We start from the raw sequence: 18,969 nt of genomic DNA, 5'->3' as shown, positions 1-18,969 counted from the left end.
TTGTTTGTCTAGCTGATTGATTCAATCAGCTTATTTACCTAGCCTGTCTGCGAGGTCGCTATGTGTGGAGTCGTTGGTGTTGCCGGTTTAGCGCCAGTCAACCAAACGTTATATGATGCCTTAACCATGTTACAGCATCGCGGACAGGATGCCGCCGGAATTGTGACCTGCCAGGATGGTCGCCTGTTTTTACGCAAGGAAAACGGCATGGTGCGTGATGTATTTCATACACGTCACATGATGCGTCTGGCGGGTAATTTCGGGATTGGGCATGTGCGCTATCCCACTGCTGGTTCGTCCAGTAGTGCCGAAGCCCAGCCATTTTATGTGAACTCACCTTATGGGATTACACTGGCACACAATGGCAACCTGACCAACGCCATTGAAATCAGCAAAGACCTGTTTAAAACAGATTTGCGTCATATCAATACTGATTCAGACTCTGAAGTGCTGCTCAATGTATTTGCCCATGAGCTACAGGCTTTAGGCAAAGAAATTCCTGGTGAAAATGATATTTTTGAAGCAGTTTCCCGGGTACATCAGCGCTGTGAAGGTGCTTATGCGGTAGTTGCCATGATTACTGGTCATGGCTTGCTGGGTTTTCGTGACCCTAATGGTATCCGTCCATTAACCTATGGCATGCGCCTGAACGAAGCGGGCGGTGTTGAATACATGATTGCTTCGGAATCGGTAGCGCTAACCTCATTAGGTTTTAAGGTTATTCGTGACGTAGCCCCCGGTGAAGCCATTTTCATTAACTCGGATAACCAGATTTTTACCAAGCAGTGTGCTAAGGAGTTCCGCTACGCACCTTGCATTTTCGAGTTTGTCTATTTTGCCCGTCCGGATTCCATTATTGATGGTATTTCGGTGTATAAATCACGTTTGCGCATGGGTGAAAAACTGGCCCAGAAAATTTTGCGTGAATGGGGCGAAAACCATGACATTGATGTGGTGATTCCGATTCCGGACACCAGTCGTACCGCAGCGCTGGAACTGGCCAATCATCTGGGTGTGAAGTTCCGTGAAGGCTTCATGAAAAACCGCTACATTGGCCGAACATTCATTATGCCGGGCCAGCAGCAGCGCAAGAAGTCAGTGCGCCAGAAGCTAAATCCGGTTGACCTTGAATTTAAAGGCAAGAATGTATTGCTGGTGGATGATTCGATTGTGCGCGGAACCACCTGCCATGAAATTATCCAGATGGCCCGTGAGTCTGGTGCGACCAAGGTATTCTTTGCATCTGCTGCGCCGCCGGTTAAGTTCCCTAACGTGTATGGCATTGATATGCCAGCCAAGAGTGAGCTGATTGCATCCGGCCATAGTGTTGAAGAAGTGCGCACAATTATTGGTGCAGATCGCCTGATTTTCCAGGATCTGGAAGACCTGATTGAAGCCACTAAAAGCCGTAAGTCGCCAGTACAGGAATTTGACTGTTCGGTATTTAATGGCGTTTATGTTACCAAAGGCATTGATGACGGCTATCTGGATCGACTGGAAGCGCGCCGTAATGATAAGGCCAAGATTGCAGTCAAAAGTGCTGTGATTGATGTGTCTTCTGAAAATACCCCAGTGGATATGACAGGTATTAAAGAAGAAGCCTGATTTAACACGGGAATTCAACCATTGCTTTAAAAGCAGCGGTGTTTTAAAAGCGCAGGGTGGAGCTTTGCCAAACACAGTTAACACTGTTGTTAAGGCATTGCATCACTACTGCGCTTTTTTATGCAGCTAATTTATCAATTTTTACAGGCTTATATTCCTGTAATAAGGAAAATACCCTAATGCGCGGACTGTATTTAATTACCAATGACGATGCATTTGATGTGCTGTATCAAAAACTGCATATTGCACTGCAAAGTGGCCCTATTGCATTAATTCAGTACCGTAGAAAACAGGTAATGCCTGTACAGCAAGTTAGAGAAATTGAAACACTACTGAAACTTTGCCAGCAATTTCAGGTGTCTTTAATTATTAATGATAATCTGGCACTGGCGCGACAGTTTGCTTGCGGCTTGCATCTGGGGCAGGGGGATGGTTCGCTGACTGAAGCCAGAGCGCAACTTGGAACAAAGGCGATTATTGGCAGAACTTGCCATGATTCACTTGAACTGGCCCAGCAAGCTGCCATAGAAGGAGCCAATTATCTGGCCTTTGGGGCAGTATTTCCTTCATCCACCAAGCCCAATGCGCAGCGTGTTAGTCTGGCAACTTTACAGCAAGCCAAGGCAGAGTTTGAGTTGCCCATCTGTGTAATTGGCGGGCTGACAGTGGAAAACAGCCAGCCACTGATAAACCTGAATATCGACTTGTATGCAGTGGTCGGAGATGTCCTTAATCTTGACATGGATCAGGTAGCACAACGTGTTAAAGCATGGCAAGCTCTATTACGGACCTCACTGCTAGAAAATTAACTGCTTGGTTACACTGTTTAACACAAACCTACACAAAAAAAGAAATCTGTGAACACGTGTTATTGGTTAGGCTGGTTCACTTGTTGGTATAACGAGTGGTTAATGGATATGAAAAAGCAGTGGACTGCTGTTTTAGTCTTTCTGGCTTTTATTGTCTGGCAGATCGTAAGTCCCTACTACACGGTTTATCAAATTAAACAGGCAGTTGAGCAAAAAAGTAGTGATGAGCTGGCAGATTACATTGATTTTGCCCTGTTAAAGCGCAACCTTAAAACCCAGTTGCAGGACAAATTGGAGCAAAAAATCTCCTTGCGCCAGAATGGCAGTTTTTTCGGTAGCCTGACTTACAATATTGCCAATCAGGCCATTGATGGTATGTTGAATCGCACCGTAACGCCTGCATCCATCATTACACTGGTAAGCAATATCCGCAGTTTTGAAAATGACCTCAAACACCTTGAGGGCTGGTCTGGTGCTGAAGATGGTCTTAATGACAACACCACAGATTATCAGTACGTACAAATGGGCAGGCCGCTGGCCAGTCAAGCCAGAAGCGCTTATCCCATTCATGCATTACAATCCACACATTCTCATGCACAGTGGCAATATCATTTTGACAATATGAACCAGTTCAGTATTGTTCAGCAGCATCCTGAACGTCAGCCTGTGCGCTATGTGCTCACCCGTTCAGGACTGGGCTGGAAACTCAGTAATATCATTTTGCCCTAGCTTTGTTCGTTTTAGATTTATTCTTTCTTAATTTTATATTGGGTGAACTGTATTCAATTAAACATTTCACAACGCTTGTAGCATGTTTTCGCGTTAAACTGACGCTTTCGTATCGCACATCCTATAACGCATTCATTTTATGGGTCAGGATGCTTAAAAAGCCTGGCCTTGGATAAGATGTGCGTATTTTTTTGGTGACTTGCCTTGTGGTGAATGTATGACCCAGCCTTTATCAACGACTTCTAATGCTGAGCTTTTTGCAGCAGCAAACCAGCATATTCCTGGCGGTGTAAACTCGCCCGTGCGTGCATTTAAAGGTGTAGGCGGTACGCCAGTTTTTATTACCAAGGCCCAAGGCGCTTATTTGTGGGATGCGGCAGGCAAACGGTATATTGATTATGTCGGGTCTTGGGGACCAATGATTCTGGGCCATGCGCATCCGGATATCGTCACAGCTGTACAGCAGGCCGCCGCAGATGGCTTGAGTTTTGGTGCGCCCACGCCCACAGAAACCACCGTGGCTGATTTAATTTGTGACATCATGCCTTCTATCGAAATGGTCCGTATGACTAGTTCCGGCACTGAGGCCTGCATGAGTGCCATTCGTTTGGCGCGGGGATATACCGGACGCGACAAGATCGTCAAGTTTGAAGGCTGCTACCACGGCCATGCTGATTCCTTACTGGTGAAATCCGGTTCTGGCATGTTAACACTTGGCGTACCTACGTCCTTAGGCGTACCAGAGGATTTTGCCAAACACACCATTATTTTGCCTTATAACGATATTGAAGCCGTGCAGCGCTGTTTTGCTGAATTTGGTTCAGAAATTGCCGGTATTATTGTTGAGCCAGTAGCGGGCAATATGAATCTGGTGATTCCTGTTGAAGGCTTTTTGCAATGCCTGCGTGATGAGTGCGACAAAGCCGGTAGCGTACTGATTATTGATGAAGTGATGACTGGCTTTCGTGTGGCACTGGGCGGCGCACAACAGCGGTATGGCGTGCAGGCAGACATCACCACACTGGGCAAGATTATTGGTGCAGGATTGCCTGTTGGCGCATTTGGTGGCAAAAAAGAAATCATGCAGTGCATTGCGCCCTTGGGCGGGGTGTATCAGGCCGGTACATTGTCTGGCAATCCACTGGCCATGCGGGCAGGACTTGCCATGTTCAAGCACCTGACCCAGCCGGGTTTTTATGAGCAACTAGAGGCTAAACTGGCCAAGTTACTGACGGGTTTGCAACAGGCAGCAGATGACGCTGGCATTGCTTTTAAAACCCAAGCGGTGGGTGGCATGTTTGGTCTGTATTTTACCGATTCGAATGACCTGTCCAGTTTTGAAGCCATGACCCATTGCAATATTGAAGCCTTTAAGCAGTTTTTCCATGGCATGCTCAAGCGTGGTGTTTACTTAGCACCCTCAGCCTTTGAAGCCGGATTCATTTCCAGTGTGCATAATGATGCTGATATTGAGAAAACCATTAGTATTGCAAAAGAAGTATTTAATGAGATGACCGCTTAAGTCACTATTTATAAAAAAAAGAATGCAAATGTACCTGTTCCTTCAAATTGGGTGCATTTGCTGCAATTCCTCCTTAAATATAAAAAATAAAATCGCTTCTCTATTGCATTTCTTGAAAATGTAGTAACATTACTACAAGCGGGCTTACGTAATTTATTATTGCAACCCGGGTATTAAATTTAGGAGGCGAACCATGATTCAAATTAGCAGCCGTGAATTTAATCAGGATATTGGTTATGCCAAGCGCAAAAGCGTGCAAGATCCAGTTGTTATTACTGAGCGGGGCAAACCTACACATGTATTACTGAGCTATGATGAATACCAAAAAATGTTGAGTACCCAGCCAAAAATTACTGAGTTGCTAAGTTGCCCTGACGAGATTGTTTTTGAAACTGTAAAAACCAGCCTATACTTAAAGCCAGTAGATTTTGACTGATGTTATTACTGGATACCAATGTCATTTCCGAGCTGCGAAAAGTCCACACTGGCAAGGCTGATCTTCAATTTGCACAATGGGCAAATCGGCTCACTCTTCCTGAGCTTTATGTGTCTGCCATTAGTATTATGGAGCTGGAAACAGGCGTATTAAGAATTGAGCGCCGTGATTTTCAGCAAGGCCAGCTATTAAGACAATGGCTGGATCAACAAGTGTTACCTACCTTTGAGAAGAGAATTCTGGCTATTGATACCAAAGTGGCTCTGGCCTGTGCACGCTTACATGTGCCAGATCCACGCTCTGAACGTGATGCTTTAATTGCAGCAACCGCCATAACACAAGGCATGACAGTTGTTACCCGGAATATTAATGATTTTAAGCAAACTGGGGTTAGCTTATTAAATCCGTGGCAAATTTAATTTGTCCCTTGATGTTACTAACAACAATTTGTGATAAGCCATTTAGCTATTTTGAGAGCTTCTGATTTTATATATGCCCAATTTTTTACAGCAAACGCTCATCCACCGCGATGAACATTTTATTGTTATCAACAAACCTGCTGGATTGCTCAGTGTACCGGGCAAAGGCGATCTGAGCGATTGCGTCATTAACCGTTTGCTTGTAGAAGAACCCAATGCCTTACTCATTCACCGTCTAGACCGTGATACTTCAGGTATTCTAGTGTTTGCCTTAAATAAAGCAGCGCAAAGCCATATCTCCAAGCAGTTTCAAAACCGCCAAACTGACAAACAGTATCATGCGCTGGTGAGTGGACATTTAACGGGTGAGGGTAGTGTGGATGTGCCAGTTAATTATGATCCAACCCGTCCACCCTTACACATTGCTGATCCTGCTTATCATAAACCTGCCTTGACACACTGGCAGGCAGTTGAGCAGTTTGAAATTAATAACCAGCCAGTTACCCGGGTAAAATTAACACCTATTACCGGGCGCTCCCATCAGTTGCGGGTACACATGCAGTATCTGGGACATGCCATTGTCGGTGATGAACTGTATGCTGATGAACAGTCATGTCAGCTGATGCCACGCTTATGTTTGCATGCTGAACAGTTGTCTTTTTTTCATCCCGTAACAGGCGACAAGTTGAATTTTTTCTGTCCAGCACCATTTTAATCAACTGACTTGTTGCTTTTGTCTGTCTTTCCCGCAGGAATAGTTTATAAAACAGCTTTACGGGTGAGTTTTATACAAAAACTCAAGCACAACGCACAGCAGATATGAGAGAATGCGCGCCGCACGATTTGGGCTTCAAATCATTGGGCAGTAAATACGTGTGCTGTAATAATTGCAAACGATAAGGTGAATGAATTGCAAGATTTTGCCATTGGACAACGTTGGTTATCAGACACAGAGTCAGAACTTGGCTTAGGCGTTTTGGTCGATGTCGATGAACGTACCATTAGCATTTTATTCCCCAAAAGCGATGAAACGCGCGTGTATGCCCGGGCCAATGCGCCGCTATCCCGTATCCTGTTTAAGCAGGGTGACTGGTTTACCGATCAGGAAGGGCAGGAATGGCAGGTTGAAGGCGTTGAAAATGTACGTGGCGTCATTCGTTATGACGTGGTTTGCCCAGCAGGTGAACAGCGTAAAAGCATGAATGAAACCCGGCTGGGTGCCAATATCCAGCTGGCGCGTCCGCTGGATCGTTTGCTGGCCAGCCAGATTGAATCCAAAGAATGGTATGACTTGCGCATTGAAGCCTTGCTCATGCAAAGCCGTATGGCGATTAGTCCGTTGCGTGGCTTACTTGGCCCACGTGTTGGCTTGATTCCCCACCAGTTATATATTGCCCATGAAGTGGGCCGCCGTCTGGCACCGCGTGTGTTGCTTGCCGATGAAGTCGGTCTTGGTAAAACCATTGAAGCTGGCCTGATTATTCATCAGCAACTGCAAACCGGGCGTAGCGAACGCATTTTAATTCTGGTGCCGGATTCCTTGCAGTACCAGTGGATGATTGAAATGCGCCGCCGTTTCAATCTGCAATTTTCCCTGTTTGACCTGACGCGCACTGCATCGATCAAAGAACACGATGAAGATGCCAATCCATTTTTAACCGAGCAATGCATCATTGCCAGCATTGATTTGCTGCTGGATCACGAAGACCTCAAACAGCAGGCTTTGGATGCTGGCTTTGACTTGCTGGTGATTGACGAGGCGCACCATTTAACCTGGCATGAAGACCCGGAAACAGGTGAAGGTATTGGCAATGACCGCTATGATTTAGTTGAAGAATTTGCCAATCAAACGCCGGGTGTCTTATTGCTGACAGCAACCCCGGAGCAACTGGGTGTAGATAGCCATTTTGCCCGTTTGCGTTTGCTGGACCCACAGCGCTTTGACACGCTGGATCATTTTCTGGAAGAAGAAGCGCAATACAGCCAGACTGCACAAATTGCTGAAGTGCTTATGTCTGATGAGCCATTAAATGAACAGCATCAAGAGGTTCTGGTTGAGCTGCTCGGCCATGAAGTGGAGCAGGATAGTGAGGCGCGCTATCGTGCCATTAATGAACTGCTAGACCGTCACGGCACAGGCCGGATTTTGTTCCGCAATACCCGGGAGGCCATTTCCGGTTTTCCGGGTCGTGACTGCATTCCAGCAGCACTACCTGCACCTGAGCACTGGCCGTTGACTGGCAAACTGCGTGAACAAATGTGGTTTGAAGAAACCATGCTGGATGGCTCGTGGATGGAACATGATGCACGCCTGCCATGGCTGATGGATATTCTGCGCAAAGATTTAAAACACAAAAAAGTGCTGCTGATTGCCCGTAGTGGTCCAGTGGTAGAATCACTGGAAACTGCATTACGTATTCATGGCGGCATTCGTACGGCCATGTTCCATGAGGGTATGAGCCTGCTGGAACGTGATCAGGCCGCAGCGTATTTTGCTGAAGAAGGCTATGGTGCACAAATCCTGCTGTGTTCGGAAATTGGCTCGGAAGGCCGTAACTTCCAGTTTGCCAGTGACCTGATTTTATTTGATCTGCCTGCCAACCCTGATGTGCTGGAACAACGGATTGGACGTCTGGATCGTATTGGCCAGCAAAACCGCATACGGATTCATGTGCCCTATTTTGTGGGTACTGCTCAGGAGCGCATGTTCCGCTGGTACAACGAAGCCTTGAATATTTTCAGCAATATTTCACCAACTGCGCAAACCTTGCAGGAAAATCATATTGTTGAATTAAAAGATTGTCTGTTGAGTGATCAAGGACAAATGTTTGAAGACCTGCTGGAACAGGTGAACAGCGAGCGTGTGGCGCTGGAAGATGAATTACAGGCTGGGCGTGACCGTCTGCTGGAATTTAATTCCTGCCGGCCCAAAGTCGCTGCACGGATTGTCAAGGCGCTGGAAGATCAGGATGAGCAAAATCCATTACCTGACTTTATGACACGCTTTCTGGCAGCCACCAATATTGACTATGAAGAACAAAGTGATGGTACGCTGATTATCCGCCCTTCTGATCAGATGCAGGTGGAAGGTTTGTTGCTGGATGAAGAGGGCATGACGGCCACCTTCTCGCGTGAGCAGGCGCAGCACCGGGAAGATGCCCAGTATATTACGCTGGAACATCCGTTTACCAACAGCATCTTTGAAATGGTACATACCCAGTCGTTTGGTAATACCAGTGTTACAGTGCTGAAAAGCGCGGCAATTCCACAAGGTAGCCTGATGCTGGAAATGTGGTTTCGGGTAGAAGTGATTGCACCCAAAGTACTGAATCTGGCTGCCAGTTTGCCGCAACAGCTTATTCGGGTATTGCTGAATGAAAATGGACAGGATTTGTCCGCCAAGATTAATTCTGCCATGCTGCATCCGTATGTGCATCGTCTGGATATGAACAATGCGCGTCAGGTAGTAAAACTGCGCCGCGAAGTCATTGAAGAGCGCTACAAGCAGGCCGAGCAACTGGCCAAGGCACAAGTGCAAAGCTTTAGTGAAACCGCACGTAAGCGTTATAATGATCGTTTGCAACAGGAAATTGATCGCCTGACTTATCTGAAAGAGCATAACCCCAGCATTCGTGAAGATGAACTGGAGCGCCTGAAAGAACAGCAGGCACAGGGCGTACAGTTGCTGGAGCAGCTCTCACTGGTGCCGGATTCCATTCGGGTAATGGTCGCCATGAAGTAGGTTGTTAAAATTTTAAAGAAAAAGCTTGCTGATGCAGGCTTTTTTTATAGTTAATGAATTGAAAAAGTAATGTGGTATCGCATCAGAACGATTTTATAAATGATAAGCTTAAGGGAAATCAAAGCTCAAATTTTTATAAGGTGAAATCTATGTCGGCTAAAGTTGAGGTAAATGTTGAGGAAATAAAGCGAGTGTATAACCTCATCGAAAAAATGAATGAATTTTTTCATCAGCCTTATCATTATAGTGAGGTTAATGATTTTGCTATAAAGATTTATCCTGAACTAAAACAAATTTACTATCATGTAGTGTGGGAATGGTTACCGGATAATATAAAGCAGGAGATAGAAGATCGATAATAACCAATAGTAGAGAAAGTCAACAATGGCTTATCCCTGTCTTTGCTGTAAATGTTAACTTTAACTGAAGAGTCATTTGGCACTTTTGAAATTTTTCGGGTGTGTGGTTGAGAAGATGACAATGTACAATTTCATGATTTAAATTATGCTTGTAGCCCAAATTTCATTTCTCTTAATAAAAATAGAAAAAATTTTAATCAATCGATGTTAATGATGAGAAATTCTCATACATAGTTCGGAAAACTTTGACTAAAGAAATTCCAAATTAATAGTCTAATTATTAGAATAATTTCTTCACTTAAATTTTCTGATATATTTTACACAACGTAATCATGCTTACATAAACCCGTCTCATCGTCGCAATTCTTGTCTTATCACTTATTCATAAAAATATTAGTTTAGACCTATCTCAAAATTTCGGAGTAGGTCAATGACAAATTCAAATCAAACGAATTCAGCCAATAAAAACCAGCAGGCAGAACATGATGCCAAACAGGATATCCTTCAGGATGCTAAAGGTCAGGACAGTGCATTAACTGATATCCCACCAGAATTTACCGTCAATAACCGTGACAATTCTGAATCAAATAATGCAGATCGTGGTGCAAACAGTAATGCTGCCCCAGATTCCACTGATGCGGGTTATGATGAAACCGTTGCCAATGATCCGGTTGGCGGGCTGGAAGAAATGGATATTGATGACCTGATTGATACCAATGAAGAAGAGCTGGAAGAAATCACGGGCCTTGCCACCTCCACTCCAAGTCCTACGGCGCGGGAAGATGAGGATCGCTCCGCCTTACCCGAAGCCAATGTTGCCGGGGAAGTGCCAGCACAGGATATGTAATTACAAGTCAAAATTACAGCCACATAAAAAGCCGCGCTATTTTCTTTGAAGGTTGCGCGGCTTTTTTATGTTAGAACCGATACGACGCTTAGAACTGAATTACAGGCCAGCCGCTTTTTTCAGCAATTCTGCCTTGTCAGTTTTTTCCCAGGTAAATGAATTATCAGAACCATGGCGGCCAAAATGACCAAAACTTGCAGTTTTCTGGTACATCGGCTGAATCAGGTTCAGCATGCGGGTAATGCCATAGGGACGCAGGTCAAAATGTTCACGAATCAGGGCAATAATTTGCTCATCGTCAATTTTGCCGCTACCAAAGGTATTAATGGAAATAGAGGTTGGTTCTGCTACACCAATTGCATAGCTCACCTGAATTTCACATTTATCGGCAAGGCCAGCTGCCACAATATTTTTGGCCACATAACGGCCTGCATACGCTGCTGAGCGGTCAACCTTGGAAGGGTCTTTACCGGAAAACGCGCCACCACCATGACGAGCCATGCCGCCATAAGTATCAACAATAATCTTGCGACCCGTTAAACCACAATCACCGACTGGCCCGCCAATCACAAACTTGCCAGTTGGGTTGATGTGAAACTTGGTGGCTGCATGCAGCATTTCGGCTGGTAATACGGCCTTCACGATTTCTTCAATGACGGCTTCTTTTAGGTCAGCCTGACTAATGGAGGGATCATGCTGGGTAGATAAAACTACTGCATCAACACGGGCAGGTTTGCCATCTTCATAATGGAAAGTTACCTGACTTTTAGCATCAGGACGTAACCAAGCCAGCTTACCATTACGGCGCAGTTCAGACTGTTTTTCAACCAGACGATGCGCATAGCAAATCGGCGCTGGCATCAAGACATCAGTTTCATGGCTGGCATAGCCAAACATCAGGCCCTGATCACCAGCGCCCTGATCTTCAGGCTTTTGGCGATCTACGCCCTGCGCAATTTCAGGGGACTGCTTGCCCAGCATGTTAATAACCGCACAGGTTGAGCCGTCAAAGCCCAAGTCACTGTGATTATAGCCAATGTCATTGACGGTATCACGCACGATTTTTTCAAAATCAATGTTGGCAGTGGTGGTAATTTCACCTGCCAGTACCACGGCACCGGTTTTTACCAGTGTTTCACAGGCAACACGGGCATATTGGTCTTGTTGTAAGATTGCATCAAGAATGGCATCACTGATTTGGTCTGCCATCTTATCTGGGTGGCCTTCACTGACCGATTCTGACGTAAAGACAGCGTATTCGCGCATGAATGTTCCAGAAAATAAGAAGTTAAAGATGGCGGCTATGTTAACGCGACTTAAGGCTTTGGACTAGCATATCTTGCATGAAAAATGCTTGATTTTATCGCAATAAAAATTCAGCCTGATGCCATCACGTCACCTGACTTTAATAAAAAAGCATTCTTTGCTTTACCCTGCACCTGATTTTTAGGACAATACGCCCATCTTTTTTCGGTGCTGTTTTTATCAAACTGGTTTTTTGCACTGGTTTTAAAAACAGACTGAAGCTTGCTTGTTCAGGTTTTACTCAAGTCCTTCATTTAGTTATTCGGGAAACTGGCTCATGACAACACCACTCAATGAACGCCGCCTTGCCAATGCCATTCGTGTGCTGGCCGTAGACGCTGTTCAACAGGCAAATTCCGGTCATCCAGGCGCGCCGATGGGCATGGCAGAAATTGCTGAAGTGCTGTGGCGTCAATTTTTGCGCCATAACCCAAGTAATCCTAACTGGCCAAACCGTGACCGTTTCGTGTTGTCCAATGGCCATGGCTCCATGCTGCAATATGCCTTATTACATCTGTCTGGCTACGATGTTTCTGTTGATGATCTCAAACAGTTCCGCCAGTTGCATAGCAAAACACCGGGCCATCCGGAATATGGCTACACCGCTGGGGTTGAAACCACGACCGGGCCACTGGGTCAGGGCATTGCCAATGCAGTGGGTTTTGCCATTGCTGAAAAAACACTGGCCGCGCAGTTTAACCGTGATGGCTTGAATGTCGTGGATCACTTCACCTATTGCTTTATGGGTGATGGTTGCCTAATGGAAGGGATTTCGCATGAAGTCTGCTCGCTGGCGGGTACACTGCAATTGGGCAAGCTGATTGCTTATTATGATGACAACGGCATTTCCATTGATGGTGAAGTAGAAGGCTGGTTTAGCGACGATACGCAAAAGCGCTTTGAAGCCTATGGCTGGCATGTAGTAAAAGTAGATGGTCACGACACCGAAGCGCTGCATGCGGCGACCGTGGCTGCACAGGCAGAAACCAAGCGCCCAAGCCTGATTATCTGTAAAACCGTCATTGGTCTGGGTTCACCTAACAAACAGGGTAAAGAAGAATGCCACGGTGCGCCGCTGGGTGCTTCGGAAATTGAACTGGTACGCGATACCCTGACCTGGACCGATGAACCTTTTGTAATTCCAGCGGATGTCTATGACGCCTGGGATGCACGCCCAAAGGGAATCATTCAGGAAAATGAATGGAACACGCTGTTTGAGAATTATAAAGCCAAGTATCCAGAACTGGCGGCTGAGTTACAGCGCCGTTTAAATGGTGACTTGCCTGCTGATTTTGCCGCTAAAGCCGACCAGTATATTCGTGATGTGAATAGTAAGGCAGAAACCATTGCCAGCCGTAAGGCCAGCCAAAATGCACTACAGGCATTCGGACCACAGTTACCAGAATTATTGGGTGGTTCGGCTGACCTCGCTGGCTCTAACCTCACCATCTGGAAGGGCTGTGAAGGTATTCAGGACAATCCGGCAGGCAACTATATTCACTATGGTGTGCGCGAATTTGGTATGACAGCAATTGCCAACGGGATTGCATTGCATGGTGGCTTTATTCCTTATGTGGCCACGTTCCTGATTTTTATGGAATATGCCCGTAATGCCGTTCGTATGGGCGCATTGATGAAACAGCGCGTAATCCATGTCTATACGCATGATTCAATTGGTTTGGGTGAAGATGGCCCAACTCACCAGCCGATTGAGCAACTTGCGTCTTTGCGTGGTACGCCAAACCTGAATACCTGGCGTCCAGCGGATACCGTTGAATCGGCAATTGCCTGGAAATCAGCGCTTGAACGTAAGGATGGCCCAACTGCATTGGTGTTCTCCCGTCAAAACCTGCCGCATTTAACCCGCACTGAAACGCAAATTACGGATGCTGCCAAAGGCGGCTATGTACTGGCAGCAGAGCAGGGTGAACTTAAAGCTATTATTATTGCAACAGGTTCTGAAGTTGACTTGGCAATGCAGGCCTATAGCCAGCTTTCAGGCGTGCGTGTGGTATCCATGCCATGTGCTGAAGAATTCATGCGTCAGGATGCCGCCTATCGTGAATCGGTATTACCAGCCAATATCCGCGCGCGTGTTGCCGTTGAAGCATCGCACGTGGACTACTGGTGGAAATTTGTAGGCCTGGATGGCAAGGTGATTGGTATGAGTACTTTTGGTGAGTCTGCCCCGGCCAAAGACTTGTTCAAGTATTTCGGTATTACCACGGATGCAGTTGTTGCTGCGGTAGAAGAACTGGTTGCGCGATAATTCATCTTCTGCAAGTGATTAATATAAAAAATGCCTCCACACAGGAGGCATTTTTTATGCTGTAACTGCATCAATAAACCGGATCAAAACTGACGCCTAAATCCTATTTTATTGATATTAAAATTTAATCATTTAGCTCAACTTTTTTAGCTGTTTTAGGCCGTGCCAGTGCGCTACGGGCTTCACCAAAAGAGGCTGTCTGGCGATAGGTCATCAGGGCTGCAATTTCCTGTCGTGATGCTGCACCATTACGCACACGTTCTGCCAGCGCTTTCATTTCATCACGTCGTTTTTCAAGGGCAATACGGCGTGCACTTTTGGCCTGTTCTTCCAGTTTATTTTCCTGTTCACTCAGCTTTTTGGCTTCTTCCTCATTAATAAACGAACTGGCTTTGCCTGAGGCCAACATGCCGGACTGTGCAGCAGGTTTAGCTTGATCGGTATTGCTAGGAGGCGGTACAGGCGTTGAAGAACCCAGCATTTTAGGAGCACTGCTGGTTGCAGGCGTAGCTGCTTCCGTAGGAGCATTGGGATTTATTGCGGAAATAGCTGCCGCAGGATAGCCAGCAGGTGGCTTAAGCTGCTGTTTGTTTTTTTCAGCGGCTGCATCCACTGCACGGGCTGGAAAATCAACCTTGGTGGTAATACCTTTTTGCAGGTCAATCACTTTAACAGCGTCGGAACCCAGTTCTTCCTCTGGCGGAATACCACCATAATTGGTTAATGATTCCTGCTCATCAGTCCAAGTGTAAATGGTATCTTCGGCATAAGCAGCCTGAAGCGAAAGCACCTCAAAAGAAAGCGCTAAAGTAGAAAATGCAAAAACTTTAAAGAGCTTAGCCATAATTTATATCGTCAGAAGTCACGTCCTTGATTTTTAAAAGTATAGACGTAGTCGACATAATTGTTAAGTGAATGTACAAAAAATCCGCATTTTTTAAGTAAAAATTTTGAGAAACGGATTTTGTAATCGCTTGAATCGATTCAATTCATGTTTTTTTCATGAAAAATGCCCGGAAACTTTTTTTACCAGTGATATGCGCTAAACTATATCGCCTGTTTTGCCATGCTGAGCCTGTCTGTGAGTCATTCTTCTGCCTTAAATATTGCCATCAATGGGTTTGGACGCATTGGCCGTAATGTGCTGCGTGCCTGGATTGAAGAAGAACTGTGGCCGCAGGTCAATATTATAGCCATTAATGACATTGCTGAACCGGAAATGCTGGCACACCTCTTGCGTTTTGACAGTACGCATGGGCGTTTCAATGCACAGGTAGCGATTGTTACTGAAGATGATGGTACTGAGGGTGAAACGAGCTTTTTGCAGGTCAGCAAAGATGGCATTAGTCGTCATATCAAGATTCTTAAAATGGCTGAACCCGCACAGTTACCATGGCAGGCACTTGCTATTGATATTGTGCTGGAGTGCACCGGGCTGTTCCGTTCCCGCGCTGGGGCTTCCGGGCATTTGCAGGCAGGAGCAGGGCGCGTCATTATTGGTGCAGCCCCATTTGATACCGTGGATGCTGCAGTGGTTTTTGGGATTAATGAGCAGGATATTTTGCCAACAGACCGGGTCATTTCCAGTGTGTCGTGTACCACGCAGGCACTGGTGCCACTGGTGAAATTACTGGATGATGCTTTTGGCATTGAATCGGCATTAATGACCGAAATTCATGCAGTTACGACTGATCAGGCGGTGCTCGATCATGCCCATCGTGATCCGCGCCGGGCACGGGCATCGGGTTACAATATTATCCCAACCACCTCCAGTGCGCTAGGTGCCCTAAAGCGGGTATTGCCACATATGGAAAATCGTATTGATGGCTATTCCATTCGGGTGCCAACCATCAATGTGGCTGCCATTGACCTGTCATTTGTAATGAAAAATCCGGCAGATGCGCACGCCATTAATCAATTGTTTATGGATGCTGCGCAAAACCAGTATGCCAATATTATGGATGTCACTGACCAGCCGCTGGTGTCCAGTGACTTTAACCACCAGCCATATTCATTAGTAGTGGATAGCTTGCAAACCATTGTAGTAGGCAGGCAGGCCAAGGTACTGGCTTGGTATGACAATGAGTGGGGCTATGCCAATCGCTTGCTGGATTTGTGCACGGCCTTAAGCAGCAATCCGGTTCAATGCTGATTTAATGGCTCAAAGGCCGGTTTGTGCGTCATTTGTCCATTTTTCGCTGGTTTGCCCGGCAGACAGGCGTGCAACCATTTTTGCTTCGTGCTAGACTTGCCGACGTCGGGAAATAGCCCGATTTTTTTTCGTGTGGGATGCCACTTTTTGGCATTAACCCAACTATCAAATAGGTTTTACCATGCCAGTTTCAGAAACTTGGTTATTGCCTGATGGGGTGGCTGATGTGCTGCCAGAACAGGCGCAAGTGATTGAACAGCTTCGTCGTCGTTTACTTGATTCTCTGGCCAGCCGTGGTTATGAACTGGTTTACACGCCATTTATTGAATACGTCGAATCCTTATCCCTGCTAAACCGCAACACCAGTGACCTTGATCTGGTGACCTTCAAACTCATCGACCAGATTTCAGGTCGTTTGCTGGGTGTTCGTGCTGACATTACCCCACAGGTTGCCCGCATTGACGCGCATGTCAGACCGGTTGAAGGCATTGCCCGTTATTGCTATGCCGCTACAGTATTGCATACCCGGCCACAGGGTTTGTCGGCGTCCCGCACTCCGTTGCAACTGGGTGCTGAACTGTTTGGCTGCAAAGGACTGGAAGCTGATCTGGAAATGGCAGACCTGATGCTGACTCTGCTTCAACAGGCAGGCTTTGAACACAACCTGCATCTGGATCTGGGTCATGTGGGTATTTTTAGAAATCTGGCACGCATCGCTGGCCTGAGCGATACGCAGGAAGCAGAACTTACCGATTTATATCAGCGCAAGGCAATTCCTGAACTGGCTGAATATACCCAGACGCTGAATCTGGGACAGGATTTTTATGCGCTGGGCCGTTATGGCAATGATTTGACTATCTTGAAGCAGCAGTTGTCTGCACAGGTACTGGCTGACCAAACCCTGCAACAGGCACTGAATGCGCTGGAACAGGCACAGGCGCATGTTCAGCAGTACTGGTCTACGATTAATGTTGGCGTGGATGCCGCAGAATTGCGTGGTTATCACTACCATACCGGGCTGATGTTTGCGGTTTATGGCCCAAACCGTGCTGTGCCACTGGCACAGGGTGGACGTTATGATGGCATTGGTATCGCCTTTGGCCGTGAGCGTGCGGCAACCGGTTTTAGCTGTGATTTGTACGTACTGGCACAGGCTAATCCAGCCAGTGATACACCGGTAATGCTGGCTCCACTGGGCAAGGAACCTGACTTGCAGGCTGCCATTGAGCAGGCACGTCAGGATGGTTTTGTGGTGATTCAGGCATTGAATGAACAGGACCAGCAAAGTCGTGCCAGTCAGCGTCTGGTCCATGATGGGGCGACATGGCAGCGTCAGTCCGTTTAAGCATGAGTTTTCAAGGCTAATTTTAACGTTAGGGCTGCTGCGTGTTGATGCAGCCTGAGCAACAGTTTTATATAGGTAATGAGGCAGATATGGGCAAGAATGTCGTTGTGCTTGGTACACAGTGGGGCGATGAGGGCAAGGGCAAAATCGTTGATTTGCTAACCGATCAGGCCGCAGCCGTTGTGCGCTATCAGGGCGGGCACAATGCAGGCCATACCCTTGTCGTTGGTGGCGAGAAAACTGTACTGCATTTAATTCCTTCAGGAATTTTACGTGCCAATGTGCTTAACCTGATTGGCAATGGCGTGGTGCTGGCGCCGGATGCGTTGCTCAAGGAAATGAGTACACTGGAAGCCAAAGGCGTGCCGGTGCGTGAGCGTCTGCGTATTTCCCCGAATTGCCCGCTAATTCTGCCTTACCACATTGCGCTGGATCAGGCGCGTGAAATCAAGCGTGGCAATGCCAAGATTGGTACGACTGGCCGTGGCATTGGCCCGGCGTATGAAGACAAGGTTGCCCGCCGTGGCCTGCGTCTGGCTGACATGATTCGTGGTGGTGAAGAATTTGCTACCCGCTTGAAAGAAGTTATTGAGTATCACAATTTCCGCCTGACCCAGTATTATGGCGTTGAAGCGGTAAATTTTGACACTGTGTTACAGCAATGCACCGAGTGGGCTGCCCAGTTAAAACCATTAATTGCTGATGTAACGGCCATTTTGCATGACTACCGGGTGCAGGGTAAGCCGCTGATGTTTGAAGGCGCGCAAGGCTCCTTACTGGATATTGACCACGGGACTTATCCTTATGTCACCAGCAGTAACACCACAGCAGGCGGTGTGAGCACCGGTACAGGTGTTGGCCCGTTATTCCTGGATTATGTGCTGGGTATTACCAAAGCCTATACCACCCGTGTTGGTGCTGGCCCATTCCCAACCGAACTGGTCTGGGATGCCAAGACGGATGTGGGCGATGCCATCGGCAAGCATTTGGGCGTGGTTGGCAATGAAATCGGTGCCTCTACTGGTCGTCAGCGTCGTTGTGGCTGGTTCGATGCCGTGGTGGTACGCCGTGCGGTAGAAGTGAATTCCCTCAGCGGAATTTGCCTAACCAAACTGGACGTACTGGACGGGCTATCTGAAGTAAAAATCTGCACCAGCTATGAAGCAACTGATTGCGGCTGTGCAGGGTCTAGCGATGCAGTTTCTTTTGAAAACATGAAGCCTGTCTATGAAACCATGCCGGGCTGGACAGAAACGACTGTGGGTGCAACCAGTGTGGATCAGCTACCTGCCAATGCACAAGCTTATATCAAGCGAATTGAAGAGCTGGTGGGTTGTCCAATAGATATTATTTCTACGGGGCCGGATCGCGCAGAAACCATTATTTTGCGTCATCCATTCGGCTGATTTGAAGCTGTGAATTTAAAAAAG

16 protein-coding genes are annotated in these 18,969 nt (G+C 46.8%); 14 read left to right on the top strand and 2 right to left on the bottom strand.

Annotated features, from left to right (window positions below; genetic code table 11):
- The first annotated feature begins 60 nt into the window (after positions 1-60).
- From purF to Q337_RS0105935, 10 genes are all read left to right on the top strand, one after another.
- Positions 61-1,605: an amidophosphoribosyltransferase gene (purF, locus tag Q337_RS0105980; protein WP_026470822.1), complete on the top strand. Its 1,545-nt coding sequence runs from the start codon at positions 61-63 to the stop codon at positions 1,603-1,605.
- Between the two features lie 179 nt (positions 1,606-1,784).
- Positions 1,785-2,414, top strand: a complete 630-nt coding sequence (gene thiE / locus Q337_RS0105975; RefSeq protein WP_026470821.1) for a thiamine phosphate synthase — start codon at positions 1,785-1,787, stop codon at positions 2,412-2,414.
- A 108-nt stretch (positions 2,415-2,522) separates the two neighbouring features.
- Positions 2,523-3,143 carry a DUF2939 domain-containing protein gene (locus Q337_RS0105970; RefSeq protein ID WP_169733742.1) on the top strand — a complete coding sequence of 207 codons (621 nt, stop codon included), beginning with the start codon at positions 2,523-2,525 and terminating at the stop codon, positions 3,141-3,143.
- A 217-nt stretch (positions 3,144-3,360) separates the two neighbouring features.
- Positions 3,361-4,665 carry a glutamate-1-semialdehyde 2,1-aminomutase gene (gene hemL / locus Q337_RS0105965; RefSeq protein WP_026470819.1) on the top strand — a complete coding sequence of 435 codons (1,305 nt, stop codon included), beginning with the start codon at positions 3,361-3,363 and terminating at the stop codon, positions 4,663-4,665.
- Between the two features lie 193 nt (positions 4,666-4,858).
- Positions 4,859-5,101: a type II toxin-antitoxin system Phd/YefM family antitoxin gene (locus Q337_RS0105960; protein ID WP_026470818.1), complete on the top strand. Its 243-nt coding sequence runs from the start codon at positions 4,859-4,861 to the stop codon at positions 5,099-5,101.
- Positions 5,101-5,520 (top strand): type II toxin-antitoxin system VapC family toxin, encoded by a 420-nt coding sequence (locus Q337_RS0105955; RefSeq protein ID WP_026470817.1) that lies wholly within the window; start codon positions 5,101-5,103, stop codon positions 5,518-5,520. Before Q337_RS0105960 ends, Q337_RS0105955 begins: the two co-directional genes overlap by 1 nt.
- A gap of 73 nt (positions 5,521-5,593) precedes the next feature.
- On the top strand, positions 5,594-6,235 hold the full coding sequence (locus Q337_RS0105950; RefSeq protein WP_026470816.1) for an RluA family pseudouridine synthase: 642 nt from the start codon (positions 5,594-5,596) through the stop codon (positions 6,233-6,235).
- 186 nt (positions 6,236-6,421) lie between these two features.
- Positions 6,422-9,262 carry an RNA polymerase-associated protein RapA gene (gene rapA, locus Q337_RS0105945; protein WP_026470815.1) on the top strand — a complete coding sequence of 947 codons (2,841 nt, stop codon included), beginning with the start codon at positions 6,422-6,424 and terminating at the stop codon, positions 9,260-9,262.
- A gap of 149 nt (positions 9,263-9,411) precedes the next feature.
- Positions 9,412-9,621, top strand: a complete 210-nt coding sequence (locus tag Q337_RS0105940) for a hypothetical protein (RefSeq protein WP_026470814.1) — start codon at positions 9,412-9,414, stop codon at positions 9,619-9,621.
- Positions 9,622-10,051: 430 nt separating this feature from the next.
- Complete coding sequence (locus Q337_RS0105935) at positions 10,052-10,468, top strand: hypothetical protein (protein ID WP_026470813.1); 417 nt, start codon at positions 10,052-10,054, stop codon at positions 10,466-10,468.
- Positions 10,469-10,567: 99 nt separating this feature from the next.
- On the opposite strand, the gene metK is transcribed toward Q337_RS0105935, so the two are convergent.
- Entirely contained in the window at positions 10,568-11,734 is a 1,167-nt protein-coding gene (gene metK, locus Q337_RS0105930; protein WP_026470812.1) for a methionine adenosyltransferase, read from the bottom strand.
- Positions 11,735-12,050: 316 nt separating this feature from the next.
- Between metK and tkt the strand changes: the two genes are divergently transcribed.
- Positions 12,051-14,042, top strand: coding sequence for a transketolase (gene tkt, locus Q337_RS0105925; protein WP_026470811.1), 1,992 nt, complete (start codon positions 12,051-12,053; stop codon positions 14,040-14,042).
- 124 nt (positions 14,043-14,166) lie between these two features.
- Here tkt and Q337_RS0105920 read toward each other — a convergent pair whose 3' ends face one another.
- Entirely contained in the window at positions 14,167-14,886 is a 720-nt protein-coding gene (locus Q337_RS0105920) for a hypothetical protein (RefSeq protein ID WP_026470810.1), read from the bottom strand.
- A gap of 237 nt (positions 14,887-15,123) precedes the next feature.
- Here Q337_RS0105920 and Q337_RS0105915 point away from each other — a divergent pair, with 237 nt between their 5' ends.
- The 3 genes from Q337_RS0105915 (at position 15,124) to Q337_RS0105905 (ending at position 18,945) form a co-directional block, all read left to right on the top strand.
- Entirely contained in the window at positions 15,124-16,194 is a 1,071-nt protein-coding gene (locus Q337_RS0105915) for a type I glyceraldehyde-3-phosphate dehydrogenase (protein ID WP_228133087.1), read from the top strand.
- A gap of 181 nt (positions 16,195-16,375) precedes the next feature.
- On the top strand, positions 16,376-17,539 hold the full coding sequence (locus Q337_RS0105910; protein WP_026470808.1) for an ATP phosphoribosyltransferase regulatory subunit: 1,164 nt from the start codon (positions 16,376-16,378) through the stop codon (positions 17,537-17,539).
- Between the two features lie 89 nt (positions 17,540-17,628).
- The gene (locus Q337_RS0105905; protein WP_026470807.1) at positions 17,629-18,945 is read left to right on the top strand and encodes an adenylosuccinate synthase; all 1,317 of its coding nucleotides are present in this window, start codon (positions 17,629-17,631) and stop codon (positions 18,943-18,945) included.
- The last annotated feature ends 24 nt before the right edge of the window (positions 18,946-18,969 follow it).

Source organism: Alkanindiges illinoisensis DSM 15370 (assembly GCF_000619845.1).
Lineage (GTDB): Bacteria > Pseudomonadota > Gammaproteobacteria > Pseudomonadales > Moraxellaceae > Alkanindiges > Alkanindiges illinoisensis.
This window is presented reverse-complemented; position numbering and strand designations above follow the sequence as displayed.

Bases quoted from the DNA above. Each gene is read 5' to 3' on its own strand.
- tkt (WP_026470811.1), top strand. From the start codon at position 12,051: ATGACAACACCACTCAATGAACGCCGCCTTGCCAATGCCATTCGTGTG.
- metK (WP_026470812.1), bottom strand. From the start codon at position 11,734: ATGCGCGAATACGCTGTCTTTACGTCAGAATCGGTCAGTGAAGGCCAC.
- Q337_RS0105960 (WP_026470818.1), top strand. From the start codon at position 4,859: ATGATTCAAATTAGCAGCCGTGAATTTAATCAGGATATTGGTTATGCC.
- Q337_RS0105950 (WP_026470816.1), top strand. From the start codon at position 5,594: ATGCCCAATTTTTTACAGCAAACGCTCATCCACCGCGATGAACATTTT.
- Q337_RS0105940 (WP_026470814.1), top strand. From the start codon at position 9,412: ATGTCGGCTAAAGTTGAGGTAAATGTTGAGGAAATAAAGCGAGTGTAT.
- purF (WP_026470822.1), top strand. From the start codon at position 61: ATGTGTGGAGTCGTTGGTGTTGCCGGTTTAGCGCCAGTCAACCAAACG.
- Q337_RS0105955 (WP_026470817.1), top strand. From the start codon at position 5,101: ATGTTATTACTGGATACCAATGTCATTTCCGAGCTGCGAAAAGTCCAC.
- thiE (WP_026470821.1), top strand. From the start codon at position 1,785: ATGCGCGGACTGTATTTAATTACCAATGACGATGCATTTGATGTGCTG.
- Q337_RS0105920 (WP_026470810.1), bottom strand. From the start codon at position 14,886: ATGGCTAAGCTCTTTAAAGTTTTTGCATTTTCTACTTTAGCGCTTTCT.
- Q337_RS0105935 (WP_026470813.1), top strand. From the start codon at position 10,052: ATGACAAATTCAAATCAAACGAATTCAGCCAATAAAAACCAGCAGGCA.
- Q337_RS0105910 (WP_026470808.1), top strand. From the start codon at position 16,376: ATGCCAGTTTCAGAAACTTGGTTATTGCCTGATGGGGTGGCTGATGTG.
- Q337_RS0105905 (WP_026470807.1), top strand. From the start codon at position 17,629: ATGGGCAAGAATGTCGTTGTGCTTGGTACACAGTGGGGCGATGAGGGC.
- hemL (WP_026470819.1), top strand. From the start codon at position 3,361: ATGACCCAGCCTTTATCAACGACTTCTAATGCTGAGCTTTTTGCAGCA.
- Q337_RS0105970 (WP_169733742.1), top strand. From the start codon at position 2,523: ATGAAAAAGCAGTGGACTGCTGTTTTAGTCTTTCTGGCTTTTATTGTC.